The sequence below is a fragment of the Nocardia cyriacigeorgica NBRC 100375 genome (assembly GCF_000308555.1).
In the GTDB taxonomy this organism is placed as follows: Bacteria; Actinomycetota; Actinomycetes; order Mycobacteriales; family Mycobacteriaceae; genus Nocardia; species Nocardia cyriacigeorgica.
On record NZ_BAFY01000325.1, the window covers coordinates 1 to 20,489 of the forward strand.

The 20,489-nt window shown below is 69.6% G+C and carries 21 protein-coding genes and 2 pseudogenes; 17 read left to right on the top strand and 6 right to left on the bottom strand.

Translation table 11 applies throughout. The features are described 5' to 3' along the window. From RJ05_RS32040 to RJ05_RS27945, 10 genes and pseudogenes are all read left to right on the top strand, one after another. Window positions 1-185, top strand: a pseudogene (locus RJ05_RS32040) (glycosyltransferase family 9 protein); the annotation flags it as partial. A gap of 120 nt (window positions 186-305) precedes the next feature. Beyond that, a complete protein-coding gene (locus RJ05_RS27905) occupies window positions 306-899 on the top strand; it encodes an HAD family hydrolase (RefSeq protein ID WP_036542831.1) in 594 nt (197 codons plus the stop codon). A gap of 67 nt (window positions 900-966) precedes the next feature. Beyond that, window positions 967-1,530: a D-sedoheptulose-7-phosphate isomerase gene (locus RJ05_RS27910; RefSeq protein WP_036542956.1), complete on the top strand. Its 564-nt coding sequence runs from the start codon at window positions 967-969 to the stop codon at window positions 1,528-1,530. Continuing rightward, window positions 1,527-2,504: a PfkB family carbohydrate kinase gene (locus RJ05_RS27915; protein WP_051017028.1), complete on the top strand. Its 978-nt coding sequence runs from the start codon at window positions 1,527-1,529 to the stop codon at window positions 2,502-2,504. Before RJ05_RS27910 ends, RJ05_RS27915 begins: the two co-directional genes overlap by 4 nt. Further along, window positions 2,501-3,487, top strand: a complete 987-nt coding sequence (locus RJ05_RS27920; protein WP_036542834.1) for a glycosyltransferase family 9 protein — start codon at window positions 2,501-2,503, stop codon at window positions 3,485-3,487. The genes RJ05_RS27915 and RJ05_RS27920 overlap by 4 nt, the downstream gene beginning before the upstream one ends. Then, on the top strand, window positions 3,477-4,568 hold the full coding sequence (locus RJ05_RS27925) for a hypothetical protein (RefSeq protein WP_051017030.1): 1,092 nt from the start codon (window positions 3,477-3,479) through the stop codon (window positions 4,566-4,568). The genes RJ05_RS27920 and RJ05_RS27925 overlap by 11 nt, the downstream gene beginning before the upstream one ends. A gap of 72 nt (window positions 4,569-4,640) precedes the next feature. Beyond that, window positions 4,641-5,723 (top strand): NAD-dependent epimerase/dehydratase family protein, encoded by a 1,083-nt coding sequence (locus RJ05_RS27930; RefSeq protein WP_036542837.1) that lies wholly within the window; start codon window positions 4,641-4,643, stop codon window positions 5,721-5,723. A 41-nt stretch (window positions 5,724-5,764) separates the two neighbouring features. After that, the gene (locus RJ05_RS27935; protein ID WP_051017034.1) at window positions 5,765-6,592 is read left to right on the top strand and encodes an SDR family oxidoreductase; all 828 of its coding nucleotides are present in this window, start codon (window positions 5,765-5,767) and stop codon (window positions 6,590-6,592) included. Window positions 6,593-6,638: 46 nt separating this feature from the next. Next, a complete protein-coding gene (locus RJ05_RS27940; RefSeq protein ID WP_036542840.1) occupies window positions 6,639-7,550 on the top strand; it encodes an alpha/beta fold hydrolase in 912 nt (303 codons plus the stop codon). A gap of 37 nt (window positions 7,551-7,587) precedes the next feature. Further along, window positions 7,588-8,325: a MerR family transcriptional regulator gene (locus RJ05_RS27945; protein WP_036542842.1), complete on the top strand. Its 738-nt coding sequence runs from the start codon at window positions 7,588-7,590 to the stop codon at window positions 8,323-8,325. Window positions 8,326-8,380: 55 nt separating this feature from the next. On the opposite strand, the gene RJ05_RS27950 is transcribed toward RJ05_RS27945, so the two are convergent. Continuing rightward, complete coding sequence (locus tag RJ05_RS27950) at window positions 8,381-9,598, bottom strand: erythromycin esterase family protein (RefSeq protein ID WP_036542845.1); 1,218 nt, start codon at window positions 9,596-9,598, stop codon at window positions 8,381-8,383. A 112-nt stretch (window positions 9,599-9,710) separates the two neighbouring features. Here RJ05_RS27950 and RJ05_RS27955 point away from each other — a divergent pair, with 112 nt between their 5' ends. After that, complete coding sequence (locus tag RJ05_RS27955; RefSeq protein WP_036542849.1) at window positions 9,711-10,403, top strand: MerR family transcriptional regulator; 693 nt, start codon at window positions 9,711-9,713, stop codon at window positions 10,401-10,403. A gap of 52 nt (window positions 10,404-10,455) precedes the next feature. On the opposite strand, the gene RJ05_RS27960 is transcribed toward RJ05_RS27955, so the two are convergent. Then, a complete protein-coding gene (locus RJ05_RS27960) occupies window positions 10,456-10,956 on the bottom strand; it encodes a hypothetical protein (protein ID WP_228828795.1) in 501 nt (166 codons plus the stop codon). Between the two features lie 127 nt (window positions 10,957-11,083). On the opposite strand from RJ05_RS27960, the gene RJ05_RS32630 reads away from it, so the two are divergent. Together RJ05_RS32630 and RJ05_RS32635 are read left to right on the top strand one after the other, a co-directional pair. After that, window positions 11,084-11,413, top strand: coding sequence for a phosphotransferase-like protein (locus RJ05_RS32630; RefSeq protein WP_255220971.1), 330 nt, complete (start codon window positions 11,084-11,086; stop codon window positions 11,411-11,413). Continuing rightward, window positions 11,353-11,679 carry a phosphotransferase-like protein gene (locus RJ05_RS32635; RefSeq protein WP_255220973.1) on the top strand — a complete coding sequence of 109 codons (327 nt, stop codon included), beginning with the start codon at window positions 11,353-11,355 and terminating at the stop codon, window positions 11,677-11,679. Before RJ05_RS32630 ends, RJ05_RS32635 begins: the two co-directional genes overlap by 61 nt. A 26-nt stretch (window positions 11,680-11,705) precedes the next feature. Here RJ05_RS32635 and RJ05_RS31190 read toward each other — a convergent pair. Beyond that, window positions 11,706-11,918 (bottom strand): annotated as a pseudogene (locus RJ05_RS31190) (Imm21 family immunity protein); the annotation flags it as partial. Between the two features lie 35 nt (window positions 11,919-11,953). Here RJ05_RS31190 and RJ05_RS27975 point away from each other — a divergent pair. Then, complete coding sequence (locus tag RJ05_RS27975; RefSeq protein WP_036542853.1) at window positions 11,954-12,442, top strand: DUF4265 domain-containing protein; 489 nt, start codon at window positions 11,954-11,956, stop codon at window positions 12,440-12,442. Window positions 12,443-12,548: 106 nt separating this feature from the next. Here RJ05_RS27975 and ligD read toward each other — a convergent pair whose 3' ends face one another. The 3 genes from ligD to RJ05_RS27990 form a co-directional block, all read right to left on the bottom strand. Then, window positions 12,549-13,484, bottom strand: coding sequence for a non-homologous end-joining DNA ligase (gene ligD, locus RJ05_RS27980; protein WP_036542973.1), 936 nt, complete (start codon window positions 13,482-13,484; stop codon window positions 12,549-12,551). Window positions 13,485-13,574: 90 nt separating this feature from the next. After that, a complete protein-coding gene (locus tag RJ05_RS27985) occupies window positions 13,575-15,620 on the bottom strand; it encodes a CocE/NonD family hydrolase (protein WP_036542856.1) in 2,046 nt (681 codons plus the stop codon). Next, the gene (locus tag RJ05_RS27990; protein WP_036542859.1) at window positions 15,621-16,904 is read right to left on the bottom strand and encodes an ATP-grasp domain-containing protein; all 1,284 of its coding nucleotides are present in this window, start codon (window positions 16,902-16,904) and stop codon (window positions 15,621-15,623) included. Window positions 16,905-17,195: 291 nt separating this feature from the next. Here RJ05_RS27990 and RJ05_RS27995 point away from each other — a divergent pair, with 291 nt between their 5' ends. From RJ05_RS27995 to RJ05_RS28005, 3 genes are read left to right on the top strand one after another with little or no spacing between them, the layout of a single operon-like run. Then, window positions 17,196-17,528: a hypothetical protein gene (locus tag RJ05_RS27995; RefSeq protein ID WP_036542861.1), complete on the top strand. Its 333-nt coding sequence runs from the start codon at window positions 17,196-17,198 to the stop codon at window positions 17,526-17,528. A gap of 28 nt (window positions 17,529-17,556) precedes the next feature. Then, window positions 17,557-19,998 carry a molybdopterin oxidoreductase family protein gene (locus RJ05_RS28000; protein ID WP_036542863.1) on the top strand — a complete coding sequence of 814 codons (2,442 nt, stop codon included), beginning with the start codon at window positions 17,557-17,559 and terminating at the stop codon, window positions 19,996-19,998. Continuing rightward, window positions 19,995-20,474 (top strand): hypothetical protein, encoded by a 480-nt coding sequence (locus RJ05_RS28005; RefSeq protein WP_036542866.1) that lies wholly within the window; start codon window positions 19,995-19,997, stop codon window positions 20,472-20,474. The genes RJ05_RS28000 and RJ05_RS28005 overlap by 4 nt, the downstream gene beginning before the upstream one ends. The last annotated feature ends 15 nt before the right edge of the window (window positions 20,475-20,489 follow it).

A 20,489-nucleotide genomic window follows, 5' to 3' on the forward strand; every position in this document is an offset into this window, starting at 1 on the left:
TGCCCTGCCTCGTGCTCGGCGATCAATCGGCACCCTGCGCGGGCTCACGCGCGCGGGACTGCCCGATCCCGGGACACCCCTGCCTCGACAACATCACCGATGCGGCCGTCATCGCGGCGGTCGACGAATTGGCCACGGCCGCGGTCCGGTCATCGGTTGCTCTGCCAGGGCCGACCCCGGCGTAGCGCGGCGTCGTCCGTTGACCGGGCGGCGTACCCGTCCGGACTGTTTCAAGAGCAGGAACCCGGGCATGCCCCACACAACGGTGTCGACGGTCGGCACTCGGCAGCGGAGAAGGAGGGACGATGTACAGCGCCTCGACACCCTCCCGGCCCGCCGAACCGGACGAGCACCCGGCCGCGGTGCTGTTCGATCGGGACGACACCCTCATCAGCGATACCGGATACATCGCGGACCCGGATCTGGTGCGTCCGCTGCCGGGCGCGCGCGAACAGCTGCGGCGGTTGCGTCGCGCCGGTATCAGGACCGGGATCGTGTCGAATCAGTCCGGAGTGGCCTCCGGCCGGATCAGCCCCGCGCAGCTGGCCGCTGTGAACGCGCGGGTGGAGGACCTGCTCGGCCCGTTCGACACCTGGCAGATCTGCGTGCACGGTCCCGCCGACGGCTGCGCCTGCCGCAAACCGGAACCGGGACTGGTGCTCGGCGCGGCGGCCGCGCTGGGAGTGGACCCGTCGCGATGTGTCGTGATCGGCGATATCGGATCCGATGTGGAGGCCGCGCTGGCCGCGGGCGCCGCAGCCGTACTGGTGCCGACGCCCCGCACCCGCCCGGCCGAAACCGAACGGGCCCGGCGACTGGCGGCGGTGGCGCCCGACCTCAGCCGGGCGGTCACCCTCGCTCTCGCGGGGCCGAGGACGGGAAGGAGTAGTCGTGAGTAGCGCCGAGAGCAGGGCCGACGGCAGGCCGGTGAACCTCGATCCGCGCAGTCGCGTGCGGGCCGCCGAGCTGGAAGAGCACTTCGACGCGCTCGGGCGCGCGTTGCACCAGAACATGCGCTCGGCCGCCGAACACGTCCTGGCCTGGGGCGTGCGGCTGGCCGAGATCTACAGCCACGACGGACGCTTGTTCGCCTGCGGCAACGGCGGCAGCGCCGCCGAGGCCCAGCATCTGACCGCGGAACTGACCGGTCGCTTCCGCGCCGAACGCAAGCCGCTGTCGGCGATCTCGCTGCACGCGGAAACCTCGAGCCTGACCGCGATCTGCAACGACTACGGTCCCGATGAGATGTTCGCCAGGCAGCTGTTCGCCCACGGGCGACCCGGCGATGTGCTGATCACCCTGTCCACGAGCGGTTCCAGCGCCAATGTGGTGGCAGCGGCCAAGGCGGGCAAAGAGATCGGGATGGCCACCTGGGCGATGACGGGGCCTTCACCCAATCCGCTGGCCGCACTCTGCGATGACGCCATCCCCGTCGACGCGGACTCGGTATCGGTCGTGCAGGAGATGCATCTGGTGCTGGTGCACTCGCTGTGCGCCGCACTGGAATCGGCGATGGGAGTGGGCCGTTGACGAGCGGCGGTCCGCTGGTGGTCCTCGGCGACGTGCTGCTCGACATCGACATCGAAGGCCGCGCCGAGCGCCACAGCCCCGACGGGCCGGTGCCCGTCGTCGACGTCACCAGCCGGTCCTACCGTCCCGGTGGTGCCGGCCTGGCGGCGACGCTCGCCGCTCACTACGCCGAAGACGTCGTGCTGGTGGCCGGATTCGCCGACGACGAGCCGGGCCATCGGTTGCACGCGCTGTTGTCGCACCGCGTGCGGGTGGTCGAACTGCCGTTCTACGGCAGCACCGTGTGCAAGGAGCGGGTGCGGGCCGCCGGTCCCTGCGCGGGCGGCGCGAGCGCTTCGGTGCTCACCCCGATCACCCGGCTGGACTTCGGCCACGGCCGGACCGTGGCGGGCCCGGTGAGCGAGGACGCGCGGTCGGCGCTGGCCGAGGCCCGAGCGGTGCTCGTCGCCGACTACGGGCGCGGGGTCGCCGCGCATCCGCAGATCCGGTCGCTGCTCGAGCAGCGACCGCGGCGGACTCCACTGCTGTGGGACCCCCATCCGGCCGGGCCGAGCCCCGTCCGCGGCGCGGACCTGGTGACGCCCAACCGGCCCGAGGCCGAGCAGCTCGTCCCCGATGCCCCCGGCTTCGGTGATCGGGCCCGCGAGCTCGCGCGGCGCTGGTCGGCGCGGGCGGTCACAGTCACCCTCGGCGCGGACGGAGCGGTGTTGTCCTGCGCCGGTCGGCCCGAGGTCGTCCATATCCAGGTTCCAGCGCCCAGACCCACCGCGGTGCACGACACCTGCGGTGCCGGCGACCGGTTCGCGGTGGCCGCGGCGATCGCCATGAGCGCGGGCGCCGGCGCCGAGGACGCCGTCCGCGAGGCCGTCGCGGCGGCGTCGGCCTTCGTCGCCGACGGCGCGGCCGCCGCCTTCGCCGAGACCGCCGCCCAGACCCCCGCACCCGAACTCGCCGCGAGCGACCCGAGCTGGTGAGCCCCACCCTGGTCCTGCGCGCACTCGGTCTCGGCGACCTGCTGACCGCGGTCCCCGCCCTGCGCGCCCTGCGCCGCGCCAACCCCGAGGACCGGCTGGTGCTGGCCGCCCCGGAATGGCTGCGCCCGATCGTGGACCTCAGCGGCGCCGTGGACGATCTGCACCCGGTGCCGGGACTCGGCGCGTTGCGCTGGCCCGGCCCGCCGCCGGCGACAGCGGTGAACCTGCACGGTCGCGGCCCGGCCAGCATCGCCGACCTCGCGGCCACCGCTCCCGGTCGCCTGATCACCTTCGGACACAGTAATTTCCCGCAGTTTCCGGGCCCGGCCTGGCCCAGCGACACCCATGAGATCACCCGCTGGTGCGGACTGCTCGAATGGGCGGGCATCCGCACCGATCCGACGCAGCTCGGCCTCGATCCTCCCGCCGCGACGGCACCCGATCCCGCCCGGATCCTCGTGCACCCGGGCGGAAGTTCGGCCGCCCGTCGCTGGCCCGCGCCGCGATTCGCGCGGGTAGCGGCGCACCTGCACCGACGCGGATACCGTGTGCTGATCACCGGCGACGGGCCCGAACGCGCACTGGCGAGGCAGGTCGCGGGCGCCGCCGGCCTGGACACCGACGCGGTGGTGGCAGGCGCGCTCACATTGGGCGAGACGGCCGCGCTGGTCGCCGGGGCGCGCTTGCTCGTGTGCGCCGACACCGGTCTCGCGCATCTGGCCACCGCCTTCACGACACCGTCGGTGGTGATCTTCGGGCCGAACCCACCGCGCTGGTGGGGTCCACCGCCGCGACCCGAACACCGCGCGCTGTGGGCCGGGCACATCGGCGATCCGCACGCCGCAACCCCGGACCCCGGGCTGCTGGCGATCAGCGCCGCCGACGTCATCGAGGCCGTCGAGGACCAACTGAGGCGCCCGTGGTCGCCGCGCGGAGCCGTTACCGCCGACGCGATGAGCGCGGTGACCGACCGTGAACACTGAGGGCAGCGAGGATGATCCGGTGATCGTCGGCATGGTCGCCGACCCGGACCTGCCTGCCCGACTGGCCCACGAGCTGAGCACCGCTCTGCCCGACCTGCTCGCCCGCCGCGTCCGCGACGTCGACTGGCAGGTCGAAGTCGTCTACGACCCGTTCGAGGCGATGTATCCCGACGACGAACACCTCATCGACAAAGCCGCCCAGCACGTCCGCGACACCGACTGGGACCTGGCACTGTGCCTGACCGACCTGCCGATGCGCGCCGCCGACGGCGTCGTCCTCGCGAGCCTGGACGAGCGCCATCATGTCGCGTTGATTTCCCTGCCCGCGCTCGGCGGCTGGCGACTGCGGCATCGCCTCCAGGAACTGGCGGTGCGAATAGTGGATGCTCTGCGTCCTCGGGAGGGGCGGGCGCCGGACCGAGAACTGCGGCTGCCGCGCCCGTTCCACCGCGCCACGCTCGACGCGAACGACGACATCGCGCGGGTCCTGCTGGGGCGGGTCACCGGCATGCCCCGGCTGCTGGCCGGAATGGTGCGGGCGAACCGTCCGTGGCAGCTGTTCCTCGGGCTGTCCTCGGCGCTGGCGGGCGCCCTGGCCGGCACGGCCTTCGGCGTGTTGTATTCCACCATCTGGCAATTGGCCACCGCACTCGAGCCGGTGCGCCTGGCCGGGGTCGTCGTCACGGCGGTCGCGGCGCTGATGATCTGGACCATCGCCGGGCACGGGTTGTGGGAACGCGACGACCCCACCGGCATGGCCAAGGGGCACGACCTCACCCTGCGCAACGCGGGCACCATAGCCACGGTGGCGGTCGGCACGATCGTCTTCTTCGCGGCGCTGTTCCTGCTCACCTGCGCTGCCGTCGGGCTGATCATTCCGCCGACCTATCTGGCGAGCGTGCTCGGCCGCTCGGTCGGTGTCGGTGACTACCTGACCATCGCGGCCATGGCAAGCGCGCTCGGTACCGTCGCCGGTGCGGTCGGTTCCGGACTGGAAGACGACACCACGGTCCGCCGCGCCACCTACGGGTATCGGGAGCGGGAACGACGCGACCGGGTAGCGCGCGACCGGGACAGATGAATCGCTCGGCAACGGTGTGGCCGGCGAGCGCGCGGGTATGCCGGTAGGGCAATCGACACTCGGGGAGGACCGATGCGCGTGGTCGTGATGGGGGCGACGGGGAACGTGGGTACCGCCGTGGTCGATGCGCTGGTCGGCACACCGGAGGTGACCGCCGTCGTCGGCGCCGCCCGCAGGCGCCCCGCCGACGAACGCGTCGGCGTGGAGTGGGTGGCCGCCGACGTACGCAACGACGATCTGGCGATGCTGTTCCGCGGAGCCGATGCCGTGGTGCATCTGGCCTGGCTGTTCCAGCCGACGCACCGGCCCCTCGACACCTGGCGAGCCAATGTCGGCGGCACCTCCCGCGTGCTGGCGGCCGTGGCCGAAGCGCGGGTGCCCGCTCTGGTCTACGCCTCCTCGGTCGGTGCGTACTCGCCGTGCGTGGATGATCGGCCGGTCTCGGAGTCCTGGCCCACCGAGGGCTGGCCGGGGGCGGCGTACATGATCGAAAAGGCGTATGTGGAACGGCTGCTCGACACCTTCGAACGGCAGCATGCCGACTGCCGGGTAGTGCGGATGCGTCCCGCCTTCACCTTCCAGTACGCCTCGGCCAGCGAGCAGCGCCGGTTGTTCCTCGGACCGCTGATGCCGAACCCGCTGCTGCGGCCCGGTCTGCTGCCGGTGCTGCCTTATCCGCGTGGGATGCGGTTCCAGGCCGCACACAGCGTCGACATCGGGCTGGCGTACGCGCTGGCCGTCGCCTCCGACGCCCGCGGTCCGTTCAATCTCGCCGCCGAACCGGTGATCGCCCGCGCCGAGCTCGCCCGGATCCTGCGCACCCGCGCAGTCGAGGTCCCGCCGCGGCTGGTGCGCACCGCACTGGCGGCGGCATGGCATCTGCATCTGGCCCCGGCCACCCCTGGGCTGTTCGACGCAATGATGCATCTGCCCGTCATGGACACCACCCGCGCCCGCGTCGAGCTCGGCTGGACCCCGAGGATCAGCTCCTCGGAGGCGCTCACCCAATTCCTGGACGGATTCCGAGCCGGCGCCGGCGGAAAGACGCCACCGCTGGCCGCGGACGCCGGCGGCGCCTGGCGCCACCGCGAGTTCAGCTCCGGGATCGGCGGCCACGATCCCGTCGACCGATCGCTGTCCCACGGCACCCGCTGACCATCCTGTGTCGGCGCGGTCTCGCCGGGTAGCCGACCATCATGGCAACTATCGCTCCCTTACCGAAGGAACGCATCGGCGCACCGTTGCGCGCCGTGGTCACCGGCTCCGATTCCGGCATCGGCCGCGCCATCGCGGTTGCGCTGGGCGGCGGTGGCGTGGATGTGGGTATCACCTATCACCGGGACGAGCAGGGCGCCGCCCGGACCGCCGAGCTCGTCCGTGAACGTGGCGCGATCGCGGCGGTCCGGCAACTCGACCTCGACGACCTGCCCACCAGCACGGCCGTCATCGACGAGTTCGCCGAGGAACTGGGCGGGCTGGACGTGCTGGTGAACTGTGCCGGAACAGGCTCGGCCACGCTGGTCATGGACATGGATTTCGACACCTGGCGCCATGTGCTTTCGGTCGACCTGGACGGCGCGTTCCTGTGCTCGCAGCGCGCGGCCGCGCACATGATCGAGGCCGGTCGCGGCGGACGCATCATCAACATCACCAGCGTGCACGAGCACGCGCCGAAAGTCGGTGCGGCGCCGTACTGCGCCGCCAAAGCCGGGCTCGGGGCACTCACCAAGGTGCTGGCCCTGGAACTGGCCGAGCACAACATCACGGTCAATTCGGTGGCGCCGGGGGAGATCTCGACGCCCATGACCGGTCAGGAAGACGTCGATCCGCGTGAGCAACCGCGGCCAGGGCTGCCGTTGGGCCGACCGGGCCACGCCGACGAGGTCGCCTCCGTGGTGGCGTTCCTGGCCACTCCCGCCGCCGGCTACGTCACCGGCGCCTCCTACGTCGTCGACGGCGGCATGCTGCTGATGGGACCGCAGTCCAGCCAGCTCGTCCCCGACGAGAAGTGGCGCAGACCCTGAGTCCGGGTTTGACCTTGACCCTGCGTCAGGGTTGCAGCCTTGACCCATGACGAACAACAGCACGTCACCGGCGCGGCTCGCACCGCCGGTCGGCGGATTCCAGGACATCGACGGCCGGTGCCTCTTCGTGCATCGCTCGGGTAGGGGCGGACCGGCCGTGGTATTCCTGCCGGGCGCGAGTGCGGTAGGGCTGGACTATTTCGGTGTCCAGCAGGAGGTTGCCCAGTTCACCACCGCCGTCGTGTACGACCGCGGCTGCACCGGCTACAGCGACCCGCTGCCGTTACCACGCACGGGCGCCGCAGTGGCCGCGGAGTTGCGCGAACTGCTGCGCGCACAGCACATCGAGGGCCCCTATATTCTCGCGGCGCATTCGCTCGGCGGGCTCTACGCGCACCGATTCGCCCAGCGCTATCCGCAGGACGTGGCGGGGCTGGTCTGGCTGGACGCGCTGCATCCCGACTGGGACGACTACATGCCCGCCGCCGCGAGCCTGGCCGCCGCCGAGCAGACGGGGCCAAGCCTCGAGCAACTCGAACGGATGCGCCCGGCCCTGCGCGGCATCCACACCGAACTGCTCGCGCACTACCCGGAACATGTGCGTGAACCGCTGGTCGCGGCCAAATTGAGCACCGACTGGTTGCGCAGCGGCGTCGCCGAACGCACCGGTCTGGCCGAACTCGCCGCCGAACTGCGGGCCGGACCGGACCTGTCTGATGTGCCCGTTATCGCCCTCAGCGTCGTCGGCGTCGATCCCGAGCAGGACCAGATCTCAGCAGAGATGGTGCAGCAGATGCACGATGGCAGGACGCGCATGGATGCAGCGCGAGTGGCCGCGGTCGCGCATGGCGAGCAGCGCATCCTGGCCGATACCGTGCACCACCGGCTGTGCTTCGACCGGCCCGATGCTGTCGTGCAGGCGATCCGCGATGTCTTCGACCGGGCTGCCCGGCCTTAGACTCGGCGCGATCGCCAACCACGACCCGAGGAGGACGGTGCTCACGATCGGACAGCTCGCCGCGACCGCCGGCGTCACCGTGCGCACCGTCCGCCACTACCACCACGTCGGCCTGCTGCCCGAACCCGAACGCGACGCCTCCGGTTACCGCCGCTACCGCGCACAAGCGGCGGTGGATCTCATCCGGATCAGAACCCTCGCCGACGCCGGAGTGCCGCTGGCCCGCATCGACGCTCTGCTGCACGCCCGGCCCGCCGAGTTCGCCGCCGCCATCACCGACATCGACGCCGACCTCCAGCGCAGAATCGACGAGCTCAGCGAGTATCGCCGCAGGATCGCCGAACTCGACAGTGGCGAACGGCTCGTCCTGCCGGTCGAGGTGGTCGACCTGCTGGACCGGATGCGCCGTCTCGGCATCAGCGACCGGCGCATCCGAGCCGAACGCGACTCGTGGATCCTGATGCAGGCGCTCGAGCCCGGCGCCGTGGCGCACCGGATCCGCGAGAAGACTGCTGCCTTCGACGATCCCGACACCACCCGCCTGTACCTCGCCTGCGATCGCGCGATGAACTGGGCCGCCGACGATCCGCGCCTGGACCCGCTCATCGACGAACTCGACGCATGGAAGATCCGCCATGAGCGAGACAGCGGCCGCTCCGGACATGTAGCGCTGGTGTTTTCCCGGATCACCGAGGAAACCCCGGCCTGGCAGCGCATCGTGGAGGTGCTCACCCACCGTGCCGAGCGGCGCCGAACCGCCCAGCCGGACAACTGAGCGGTGCGGATATCACTCCGTCGAGCCGTTGCCGGCCCGTCCCCGGTGCGAGCGGCTACCAGTACTGATGGCGCTGCCCGTCGGTGTCGCCGATCCAGATGACCGCGTCGGCGCCGTCCAGGTCCGCCGGGGTGAGCGGGATGTGGCCGGGCATCATCGGTGCGCCCGCACGGATGTCCGCGGGCAGCGCGTCGCGCAGTTGCCCGGCCGGGAACAGGGCGCGGCCGGTGGTGGCGGCGGCCAGCACACCCTGGAGGGTGCCGGGATCGCTGTGCGGGTTGGCGTCGGCGGCGATGAAGGCGTAGCGCTCGCCGAGCGCGAGGGCGATGAGCGCGCCGGTGTTACCCCACCTCACGTCGTTCTCGCCGACCGCCATCGTCGGCGTCGCGTACTGCAGGTGCACGTTGTGGGCGAAGACCAGGGCCGGCCCGCGGTGTTGTTCGCGGGCGCGGATATCGAGCAGGTTGTCGGCCATCATCTCCGCGCGCACCGCCAGCATGTGCGCGAGGCGTTCAGCGCCGGATTCGGCCATGGCGGCGTGGAACCGCAGCTGGCCCACGGCGGTACGGGCGTAGGCGACGGCCCGGTCGTAGCGGTCCGGATCCGCCCGGCGCAGGGCGGGCGCGGCACGTCGCAGCGCACCGGCGAGATCGTCGGCGAGGATGCGCAGGGCGCGAGCGCGTCCGCAGTTGCCGACGGCGGCCCCCGGGTCGTACAGGGCGGCCTGATTCGTCCAGTCGGCGTCGTCGCCGAGCAGCGCTTCCAGCTCGCGAGCCGACTCCGGCCGCAGCGGCGCGGGCAGATACTCGACGACAGCGCGCAGCGCAGGCCTCGGACTCGCGATATCGACCTGATCGCCCGGAAAGTCGAAGCCGTAGAAGCGGATCCGATCCTGCGGCGGGCGGCCCGCGTTGTATGCGCGCAGCCATTCCACGAGCTCCCGGTTGCCGGGCACGCCGCCGAATCGGTGGCTGAATCCGGTCGCGAGCACGGTGTCGATCTCGCCGCTCGCCCCGTTGACGTAGTCGTTCACCAGGTCGGCGGCGAACATGTCGATCTCCAGCACGATCGACCGGAAACCCCGGTCCACCAGCTGCGCGAGCAGCTCGTTGCGCAGCACCGGAAAGGCTGCGATTCCGTGGGTCGGTTCGCCGAGGCCGAGCAGGGCCGTCGGCTCGGACCGTGCGGCCAGCAGCTCGCCGACGGCCCGGCCCAGGTTCGCCGAATCGTCGCATTCGCGCCCGATCGCGCGCAGTGAGATGGCAGTGGACATGGATACCCCTTTCAGAAGGACCTGGCCTCGACGCTATCGTTGAAGAATCGGGTGAAACTTCTGTCACGACGAGCTGGCCCTTCTTACTGAAAGCCTCAATCGGAGGTATGCGCTGCGACCGGTCGACCTCGCCCGCGAACACCACTTGTCCGCCCAGGCGATCCGCAACTATGAGGACGCGGGCATCCTCCCGCCCAGCGAACGCACCGCTGCGGGCTACCGCCGCTACACTCCGCTGCACGCCCAGGCGCTGCGCACCTTTCTCGCCTTACGCGTCGGCCACGGCCATGACCAGGCCACCCAGATCATGCGCGCCACCAACCGCGGCGACACCGAATCCACCTATCGCCTCATCGACACCGCGCACGTCGCCCTGCTCGCCGAGCGAGAAACCCGCCTCGAGGTCGCGTCGGGCCTCGGCGCTCTGTCCACCACATCGCCTTCGGTGCCCGGCCCACCCCTGACCATCGGCGAACTCGCGCGCCGCATCGATGTGCACCCCGCGACGCTGCGCACCTGGGAATCCGAGGGCATCCTGCATCCACATCGCAACCGCACCACCGGCTACCGCGAATACGGCCCCGACTCCGTCCGCGACGCCGAGATTGCCCGCCAACTCCGCCGCGGCGGCTACCCGCTGCACAAGGTCGCCCAATTCCTCGACTCGGTCCGTGACGCCGGCGGCCCGGATGCCCTGCGCGCCTTCCTCGACGCCTGGCAACACCGCCTCGACGCCCGTAGCCGCGCCTTACTCAGCGGCGCAGCACAATTGGATGTCTATCTTCGCCTGATCGACCAGAGCTAGCCTGCGTCGGTTGTTGCCGACACAACGCTGTCGAGGCGGGAAGGGTACGCCGTCAACCCGAGGCCTCGATCTCGTCGGCGTAGCGCTTGCCATCGCTCGAGCACAGGATCGTCAGTAGCGGGAAAACCACCAGCGGCGTGGCGAAGACGAGGTTGGCGGGAGCGGAGTAGTAGAACGCATCGATCGGCAGCCACGCGAGAACCGCGGCGATCAGTTGACCGAGGGCGACCAGCCACGCCCCGGCCACCAGCGCGGTGCGCCCTGAAGCCCTGCCCCGCAGCAGACCTACCGCACCCCAGCCGAGCAGGCCCGCGACGACCAAAGCCGCCACGGACAGCAGGGTCAGCAGGTTGTCGGCCGTGAGTTCCCAGCCGCCGACCGACAGGTACTCGTTGCCCTGCCACTTGCCTTCCTGCGATTGCATCCACGCGCCGAACGCTTGCCCCGCCCACACCAGCGAGCCCGCGAGCCCCATCCCTGCCGCGATCCGATAACGCGTCTCGCGTGCGCGTGCCCAGCCCCTTCGCACCCGCGCCGCCGCCGATTCGTTCATGGTGGTCAGCTCTCCTCTGCTCCGGGCCATCCGCCGCGGCGACAACGTTAACGGCTGACAGCCGCCGCCGTTTCCGATGCGCTGCCACGCCCGGAATCCGCACTCGCCGGCCGGTTACTCTGGTCCCATGCCGAGCGCGGACCGCCCACCTCGCGTGATCTTGCTCAACGGCACCTCGAGCGCGGGCAAAACCACAGTGGCGCGCGCGATCCAGGACGAAAGCGGCGTGCCCTTCGTCTACTGGGGCATCGACACCTTGTTCGGCCTGGTGCCGCCGAACTGGGGCGGTGGCCGCGACGGACCGCTCAGCCGTGACGGTTCTGGTATGACCGCACCGGCCACGACGCCGACGGCCACCCGGTCGTCGTCATCCGGTACGGCCACGTGGGACGCCGCATGTTGCATTCGGCGTGCGCGGCCGCCGCCACCTTCGCCCAGGGCGGTGACCACCTGGTGATCGACGAGATGCTGCTGACCCCGGACCTGCTGCCGGTGTGGATGGCTGCCCTGGCCGGACTCGACGTCCGGCTCGTCGGTGTCACCTGCCCGCTGGCCATCGCCGAGCAGCGAGAAAAGGCCCGCGGCCACCCGATCGGCCTGGCGCGCGGCCACTTCCGGACAGTCCACGATCACGGCTACACCTACGACATCGTCATCGACACGACTTCGGGAACGCCTGCCGAACTCGCCAGAAGCATCCTGCGAACCGCCGCGCCCAAATGACCGCACACGTGCCGATGGCCCATGCCTCAGCTCGTCGGCCCGGTTGCGACGACGGGCTGGAGCTGAACCAGGATCAACCAGTTGTCCGGGAATCGGCATGACGCTGCCAGGACCCGGTACCCGCCCGGTTCCAGCTCGAGGCGCAGGCAGTCGCCGGGCTCGATCTCGGTGCCCGCCCATGCCGAGTCGAAAAGCACCACGGCTTCTCGGACGTCCCAGCGGAGATCTTCGGCTGCGTGGGCGCGGTCGGCGGCATCTGCTGGATGATGGACCGGTGACCGCTATCCGCGAGGACCACGTAAAGGTCCACTTCCGTATGCAGATCAATGAGCACGGCTGGCCACCGGCGAGCGTCGAGAGCCTGTGGGCGGTAGACCTCGGCGACGGCACCGTGCGGGTGGACAACACACCCTGGTTCGTCCGCGGACTTGCCAGCGGGGACATCGTTACGGTGGAGCCGGATGACGAGGGTGTCCTCTGGGCAGGCGAAACGGTCCAGCCATCGCAGAATTGCACCATCCGTCTGATCGTGCTGGAAGACGATGGCTCGGCTGCGGCTCGGGACAGCGTATTGAAGGCCTTCCATGGCCTCGGCGCAACCGGCGAAGGCATCGAGCACTACGGGATGGTGGCGTTGGATGTACCGCCGGAGGCGGACCTGCTGAAGATCCGCAGGTTGTTGGAACACGGTGCGGAGCGAGGTCGGTGGCACTGGGAGGAAGGGTGTGTCACCGATGCGTGGAAGGCCACGGCTCCAGCGTGAGGGCAGCACTTTCCTGCTCCACCACACCGACGGTGGATGCGCAGCTCATCCGTCGATCCGGCACACAGGGAACGGCGATTCGCCTCACGATCGGTTATGAAGCTCGCTAGGCCGGGATGGTGACGTCCTCCGGGGGCTTGTCGTTGCGCAGGCCGCGCCAGCTGGGGTGGCGCAGGCCCTCGCCGGTGTATTCGCGGTATTCGATGTTGCCGACCAGGACCGGGTCGACCCAGTGCGCTGCGCCGACGGCGGCGCGGGGCGGGGGTTCGGGGAAGGGTGGGCCGGGGCGGGCGAGGGTGTCGAGGCGGGTGCGCAGTGAGCGGCGGACGGCGGCGGTGAAACCGGTGCCGACGTTGCCGATGTAGACGAGTCGGCCGTCTGGATCGTTGGCGCCGAGGATGAGCGAGCCGAAGGTGGCGGCCATCGCGCCGTTGCCGGTGGTCCACCCCGCGACGATCGCCTCGGTGGTTTTGCGCAGCGGCGTCTTGATCCAGGCGGGGGAGCGGCGGCCGGGCTGGTAGGTGGCGTCGACGCGTTTGGACACGATGCCTTCGAGATGGTTCTCCCGGGCCACGGCCATGAGCTTGTCGGCGGCGACGTCGAGCCAGTGCGGTGGGGTGCGCACCGGCGCCTCGGTGTACTCGAGTTCCTGCAATCGCTCACGCCGTCGCAGGTAGGGAAGACCGGTCAGCGAATCGACGCCGTCGGCGAGGATGTCGAACAGATGCAACTGCACCGGCACCGCGGCGATCAGCTGTTTGGTGGGGCGAACAACGTGCATCCGGCGTTGCAGCAACGCGAACGACGGTGCACCGGTTGCGGTCTGGGCGATGATCTCGCCGTCGAGTATCAGCTCGCGCCCGGCCGTCAGCTCGCCGAGCACGGTGGCCAGCTCGGGGTAGGAGCCGGTGACATCGCGCTGGTTGCGGCTGTAGAGCCGGCATTCCCCACCCTGGCAGACGACGATCGCGCGCACTCCGTCCCACTTCATCTCGATCGCCCAGTCGGCATCATCGGGCGGCCGTCCTGCGACGGCCAGCATCGGCGCCGGAACCGCGACCACCGCCCCAGCGTATCCGCAGCAAACCTCCGCGTCCGCCGATTCGCTCGAAGGCACGGCCGACCGGCGTGTTCACACCAGGTCGCGCGGAATGCGCCGATGCCAGTTCTGCGAGTACACCCGCTGATCGACCACACGCGGGTCGACCGTGGACAGGTCTATCTCGTACGCGTCGAGCCGGGCGTCGAGGACGAATTCCCTTGATGTGCAGCGCAGCACGGTTCGCGTGACGACCTCGGTGCGCCAGCTGCCGCGTTCGAAGCGGCGCACGGTGCGGGTCTCACCGCGCACGGAGGTCACGTCGTTGCCGCGGAAGCTGAACCATTCGGTGGTGGCACGCCGGACCTGCGTTCCGGTGTCGTCCAAGCGGATGACGCCCTGGTCGTTTTCCACTTCCAGGGTGGATACGCCGGTGGCCAGGTCGCGTTCGACCTTCCAGTGATGCTTGCCCGGCTGTGTCCGCGTGGTGGCCGCGGGTGGTGCGGCCTCCGGGACGGGGAAGGCCCGCAGTTCGGCGTCTTCGGCCCGCGGCGGCCGCTGCGGCAGGGACAGCGAGCTGCGTCCGGCCGTCACGGTGATCATGGCGGGCTCCGGCGACGGCCATGCCAGCGGCCAGTACGACGACGAGATCGACAACCGGATCCGGTGTCCGGGTGGGAAGGAGTGGGCGACGCCGTTGAGCGGCACCCGGACCCGGTAGGTTTGTCCCGGCTCCAGCGGGCGCGGCGCGGCGCTGCCGTCGCGGTGGGTGAGGTTGAGCAGACCATAGGTCACCCTGGTCGCTTCGCCGTTGGGCGCCACATCCGACAGGCGCGCGGCGACCATCGCGTTCGGCCGGTCCGCCGACACCTCCAGCTCGAGGTCCGGCATTCCGAGGATCTCGACAGTGTCGTCGAGCGCTTCGGTCTCGAAGACCAGCGATCCGCCGTCTTCCTCGCGCTGATCCGACGGCAGGTCCGGCGTCGCGGCATAGGAGGCCCATTTGCCCGCGAACATGCCGACGCTCAACGGCGACTGCACATGCAGCAGCCGCGCCTCGACCTGCGCGGGCGCTTCGGCCAGCGTGTAGCGTCCGAGAACGTAGGACCGCCGGTCGATGCCATCCGAAGGCCACCGTGGCTCACCGACCCAGCGTCCCGGCCGGTCGTCGTAGGACGGTTGCGGTGAGACGCTGTCCTGCATCCACGCGCGCAGCATCGGTTCGTCCATGATCCCGGTGTCGACGCCTTTGAGCCAGTGGTCCCACCAGCGCACCATTTCCTGGAGGAACCCGATCGCCGGACCGGGTATGCCGAGATGCGGGTACTTGTGCCCCCACGGTCCGATGATGCCGAGCCGCGGCACCTCGAGGTGTTCGAGCAGCCGGAAGATGGCGTTGGTGTAGCCGTCGGCCCAGCCGCCGACCACCATCACCGGACAGCGCACCGCGCCGTAGTCCTCGTTCACCGACGCCCGTTTCCAGTAGTCGTCGCGGTGTTGATGGCGCAGCCACTGCTCGATCCACAGCCCACTGCCCGCCAGCCGTTCGTGCCACATCGCGCGCCAGCGTTCACCGACGATGTCCGGATCCGGTGGCAGGCTGTTGAAGGCGAACATCACGGTCGCCTCGGAGAGATTGTCCGAGAGCAGGCAGCCACCCATGTAGTGCATGTTGTCGACGTAGAGGTCCTCGGTCGCCGACGCGCTCACCACGGCTTTGAGCGCGGGCGGGCGTTGTGCGGCCACCTGAAGACTGTTGAAGCCGCCCCAGGAGATGCCCATCATGCCGACGTTGCCGTCGCACCACGGCTGTGCGGCCAGCCATTCGATGACGTCGCAGGCGTCCTGATGCTCGGTGGGCAGGTACTCGTCGGTCAGCACCCCATCGGAGTCGCCGCTCCCGCGCAGGTCGACCCGCACGCTGACGTACCCGTGCCCGGCCAGGTAGGGGTGGTTGAGGGCATCTCTGGCTCGGGTGAGGTCGCGTTTGCGGTACGGAATGTACTCGAGCACCGCCGGCAGCGGTGTCTCGGTGTCCGGCCGCCACACGCGGGCCGCGAGCCGGGCTCCGTCACGCATCGGAATGAAGATGTTCTCGATCTCGCGGACTCGGTAGGGAAACGACTCGACCGTATGCACTCAGTCGACCTCCTGGAATTCGAATCGCAGGGCTTCCAGACAGTTCTGATACCGCTGTTCGAGTTCGGCGTGGTCGTTCGCGCCGATGTAGAGGGTGGCCAGCCGGTATCGGTAAGCGTCCTGATTCGGCAGCTCCGACAAGCGGTCGCCGACGTTCACGTCGATGTGCACCACCGTCGCCGGGAATCGCTCGCACAGCGCCGCGATCTCGCTCGCGGTGGGCACCCGGGTGACCACGCCGTCGTCGTAGCGGGGGACCAGGCATTGGGCGGCGACGGCGAATTCGCCCTGCCGGTGCGGCAGGTGTGGCCTGCGACCGAGCGCCACGTCGATGGCGACCGAATGGTTCGAGGTCCCATCGACTTTGACGAACAGATCGCTGTGTGACTGCGAGATCCTGGTGTTGATTTCGATCAGCCACAACTGTCCGGTGTCGGCCTCCCACATGAATTCGGAGTTGAAGCAGCCGTTGTCGAAACCGATATGACGCAGGTACCGCTCGGTCACATCGATCATCTGCTGCTGCACCTCGGAAGGCACGGTGCGGGCGGGATAGTCCAGGTGCACGAAACTGTGGCCGGCCGCGTCCTTGCGCATATCGAACACTCCGTGCACGGCGTACTCACCCTGAAACATCGACCCTTCGGGCGCGGCCTGGATCCCGCCGACGATCTGCTCCGCCAAGCAGGTGCGTCCACCGGCCACCCGGACTTCCTCGGGGACGTCCACGCGCGCGAGCGCCTGGTCGAAGGGGTCGGCGATCCGCCCGATCGCGTCCTGGATCTCGGCGACCGCCGCGGCGAACTGCTCGGCGTCGGCGATCTCGAAGCCCAGCTGTGAGGAATGCGCTTTGATCGGCTTCACCCAGAACGGGAACGGGAGGTCGATGGAGTCGAGTGCGTTCGGGTCGAACGGGTCGAACGCGGCGAACGCGGGCACGCATTCGGGCACGGATCGGCGTTGCAGCGTCCGGCTCCACAGCTTGTGTTCGCAGCCGATCACGCTCTCGAGGCTCGGGGAGGGCAGATCGCGCTCCGCGGCCAGGATCGGCACGAGCACGCTCGTCGGGAAGTCCCAGTGCGCGATGATCGCGTCGACCGAACCGTCGAAGGCGTCGAGTTCGTCGCGGGCGCGCCGGAGCAGGTCGTCGAAATCGAACTCATCGGCCGACACCAGAGCGTCGTAGTCGAGTAGCCCGTGTACCCGTAACCCGCCGGGCACTTCGACGGTCTCCAGGTCCGCGCGTTGTACCTGCGTCAGACCAGGGACGAAGACATTCACCACGTTCGTCCTCCAGGCGCGGCCGCCACATGTTCGTCGTCGGGCCGGGGCAACCGCTGCTCACGTCATCGGCTCGACATCCTCTTGCCCACCGGCTACCCCGAACCGCGCGGTGCACGCAGATCCGCGCGACCACTGGGTGTCCCGGGCCGCCGTGGCGGGGCGCGGCTGTACCCGCCGAGCAGCGCGGCACTGCGCGGTCAACCGAAGCGGCAGAGCGGTTTCCGGCATAGAAACTGCGGTCGTGGGTACGCCGGAAGTGTCCATCGCGGCTGTGAGAAGGAGGCGGACGCGATGTCCGTGCGGGACGAATTGCGCTACCGGATCGAGATCTCCGAGCCCGGACGGCTCGAGCAGAGCTGGTGGCGGATCGAGAACACCGGAACACCGGCGCAGGTCTGCGCTGCGCTGACCGAACTGGCCGCGCGCCTGTGCCGGGATCTGCTCGATTCGACGGTCGGCACCAGAGTTCATCGACTGTGCTGGTATGGCTACCGCGTGGAAGGGGCGGACGGCATGGTGCTCGCCCATGCGGAGGACATGGTGCGCGCGTGCGAGCTGCCCAGCGTGTTCTGGACGGTGGCCGCCACGGTCGGCGACAGCAGAGCCACGCCGCGCCCTAGTTGAGTCCGGCCGTTCGGGGTATGCGGCACTCATGGACAACCGTGATCGTATCGCCGACCCGTGGGGCGCTCGCACTCCGTACGCGCCGGGGCAACAGTGGCCGCAACGCGTGGACACCTACCTCGCCGACGGCGTGGACCCGGACTCGGTGCGGTGGGTGCAGACGGCCTCGGTGCTGCATTCCGACGGCGACGCCTTCGACATCGCGGTGCTCGACGGTGCGATGGTGGGGGTGCGCGGGCGCGGAATCGATCGCGTCAACCGTGGCAGGCTCGGACCGAAGGACCTGTTCGGCTGGCAGGCCAATGCCGCGGCCGACCGGCTGCAGCGCCCGCTGGTGCGCGTCGGCGGCCGGCTGGTCGACAGCGATTGGGATACCGCGATGGGCCGCATCGTGGGGCGCAGCAAGGAGTTACTCGCCGACCGGGGTCCCTCGGCGATCGGCTTCTACACCTCCGGCCAGCTGTTTCTCGAGGAGTACTACACCCTGGCGCTGATCGCTCACGGCGCGATCGGTACCAATCATCTCGACGGCAATACGCGACTGTGCACGGCCACCGCGGCCGCGGCGTTGAAGGAGTCGTTCGGCTGCGATGGTCAACCCGGTTCCTACGCCGACGTCGATCACGCCGACGTGATCGCCTTGTTCGGGCACAACGTCGCCGAGACGCAAACGGTGCTGTGGTCACGGATGCTGGACCGGCTCGCCGGGCCGGAGCCACCGGCGATCGTGTGCGTCGACCCGCGCACCACCCCGGTGGCCGAGCGCTCGACGGTGCACCTACGCCCGCTACCAGGGACCAACGTGGCGTTGATGAACGCGCTGCTGCACGAGATCATCGCCAACGATTGGGTAGACCACGACTATGTCACCGCGCACACGGTCGGTTTCGCGGAGTTGCGCGCTCGGGTAGCGGACTACCCTCCCGAGAAGGCCGCTGCTATCTGCGAGGTCGACGCTGCCGACATCCGGCACGCGGCACACCTGCTCGGCACCGCCCGGCGGTTGCTGTCGACGGTGTTGCAGGGCTTCTACCAATCCCACCAGGCCACCGCCGCGGCTGTGCAGGTCGACAACGTGCACCTGGTGCGTGGCATGCTCGGCAAGCCGGGCTGCGGCGTATTGCAGATGAACGGCCAGCCCACCGCCGAGAACACGCGCGAATGCGGGGCCGACGGCGATCTGCCGGGGTTCCGCAATTGGGCCAATGACAGCCATGTCGCCGACCTGGCCCGGGTATGGAATCTGGAACCGGAGCAGATCCCGCACTACGGTCCGCCGACGCACGCGATGCAGATGATGCGCTACGCCGAGCAGGGCTCGCTGGCCATGTTGTGGGTCAGCGCCACCAACCCGGCCGTGTCGCTACCGGAGCTGGCCCGCGTCCGCGAGATCCTGTCGCAGGACCGGCTGTTTCTGGTAGTGCAGGACATTTTCCGTACCGAGACCGCCGAACTGGCCGATGTGGTGCTCCCGGCAGCGGCGTGGGGTGAGAAGACCGGCACTTTCACCAATGCCGATCGCACGGTGCACCTGTCCGAGCAAGCGGTGCCGCCCCCTGGGCAGGCACGCTCTGATCTCGACATCTTCCTCGACTACGCCCGCCGCATGGACTTCCGCGACAAAGACGGGCAACCCATACCGTCGTGGCACGATCCGGAATCGGCGTTCGAGGCGTGGAAGCGCTGTTCGGCCGGCCGGCCGTGCGACTACACCGGGATCAGCTACGACCTGCTGCGCGGTGGGTCCGGAATTCAATGGCCGTGTAACGAGTCCGCGCCGGCGGGGACCGAGCGGCTTTATGCCGATGGCCGGTTCTGGAGCGACCCCGACTATTGCGAGGAATTCGGCAAGGACCTGGTCACCGGGGCGCCGATGGAGCCGGTCGAATACCGTGCGATGAACCCGGACGGGAAGGCGATGATCAAGGCGGCCGAATACTTGCCCGCCCATGAGCGACCGAGCGGGCGTTTTCCGTTCGCGCTGATCACCGGCCGCACGCTCTACCATTTCCACACCAGGACCAAGACCGGACGGGTGCGTCAATTGCGCGCCGCCGCTCCGGAACCATGGGTCGAGATCTCCGCCGCGGACGCCGCCGACCTGGGTGTTACCGAGGGCGATCTGCTCGAGGTCGCCTCGGCGCGCGGCGCGATCCGGGCGCGCGCCCGCGTATCGCGAATTCGGCCGGGCGTGCTGTTCGTACCCTTCCATTACGGCTACTGGGACGCCGAGAACCAGGGTCGCGACCGCGCCGCCAACGAAATCACGGTCACCGATTGGGATCCGGTGTCCAAACAGCCGCTGTTCAAGACGTCGGCGGCCGCGGTCCGCGTCCTCGCCGCCGGCCTCGGCCCGGCCGCCGCGCCGACCACCACGGCCTCGGCGCCGCTGGATCGCTCGGTGCCGCCCACCCGTGGGGGAGCGGACGCGATGGCTGACTCCACGACGACCACGAGGAGTCCGCGATGAAGCTGGAACTACTTCTCGCCGAACTCCAGCGCGGCGAGCGCCGACTGGAGCACGACTTCACCGCACTGTCGGCCCGTCACCATGCCGAGCACGAACTCCGCTATATCGCAGGTGATCTGGCGGGCTGGTCGCACGACCATCTGGCTCGGCTGGAGCGAGTCGGTCCACACCACCCGGCCATCGCGCGCCCCGTGGACAGCCTGCGGTCGATCACGGCGCCACTACAGCGACGGGTGAGCGACCTGCTGGCTCGGCGGCCGGAACCCGCCGTGCTGTTGCTGATGGATCTGCGCCACCTGCATCGGGCGAGCGCGGGCGTGTCCCTGGACTGGGAGCTGCTCGCCCAGGCGGCGCAGGCGCTGCGGAAACCGGATCTGCTGGAACTGACACAGATCTGCCATCCGCAGACGTTGCGACAGCTGCGCTGGACGAACGCGATGCTGAAGGTGCTGTCCCCGCAGATCATGGCTTCCTGACCTGCTGAAGGAAGC

Bases quoted from the DNA above. Each gene is read 5' to 3' on its own strand.
- RJ05_RS27905 (WP_036542831.1), top strand. From the start codon at position 306: ATGTACAGCGCCTCGACACCCTCCCGGCCCGCCGAACCGGACGAGCAC.
- RJ05_RS27930 (WP_036542837.1), top strand. From the start codon at position 4,641: ATGCGCGTGGTCGTGATGGGGGCGACGGGGAACGTGGGTACCGCCGTG.
- RJ05_RS27935 (WP_051017034.1), top strand. From the start codon at position 5,765: ATGGCAACTATCGCTCCCTTACCGAAGGAACGCATCGGCGCACCGTTG.
- RJ05_RS27940 (WP_036542840.1), top strand. From the start codon at position 6,639: ATGACGAACAACAGCACGTCACCGGCGCGGCTCGCACCGCCGGTCGGC.
- RJ05_RS27950 (WP_036542845.1), bottom strand. From the start codon at position 9,598: ATGTCCACTGCCATCTCACTGCGCGCGATCGGGCGCGAATGCGACGAT.
- RJ05_RS27960 (WP_228828795.1), bottom strand. From the start codon at position 10,956: ATGAACGAATCGGCGGCGGCGCGGGTGCGAAGGGGCTGGGCACGCGCA.
- RJ05_RS32630 (WP_255220971.1), top strand. From the start codon at position 11,084: ATGCCGAGCGCGGACCGCCCACCTCGCGTGATCTTGCTCAACGGCACC.
- RJ05_RS32635 (WP_255220973.1), top strand. From the start codon at position 11,353: ATGTTGCATTCGGCGTGCGCGGCCGCCGCCACCTTCGCCCAGGGCGGT.
- ligD (WP_036542973.1), bottom strand. From the start codon at position 13,484: ATGCTGGCCGTCGCAGGACGGCCGCCCGATGATGCCGACTGGGCGATC.
- RJ05_RS27995 (WP_036542861.1), top strand. From the start codon at position 17,196: ATGTCCGTGCGGGACGAATTGCGCTACCGGATCGAGATCTCCGAGCCC.
- RJ05_RS28000 (WP_036542863.1), top strand. From the start codon at position 17,557: ATGGACAACCGTGATCGTATCGCCGACCCGTGGGGCGCTCGCACTCCG.
- RJ05_RS28005 (WP_036542866.1), top strand. From the start codon at position 19,995: ATGAAGCTGGAACTACTTCTCGCCGAACTCCAGCGCGGCGAGCGCCGA.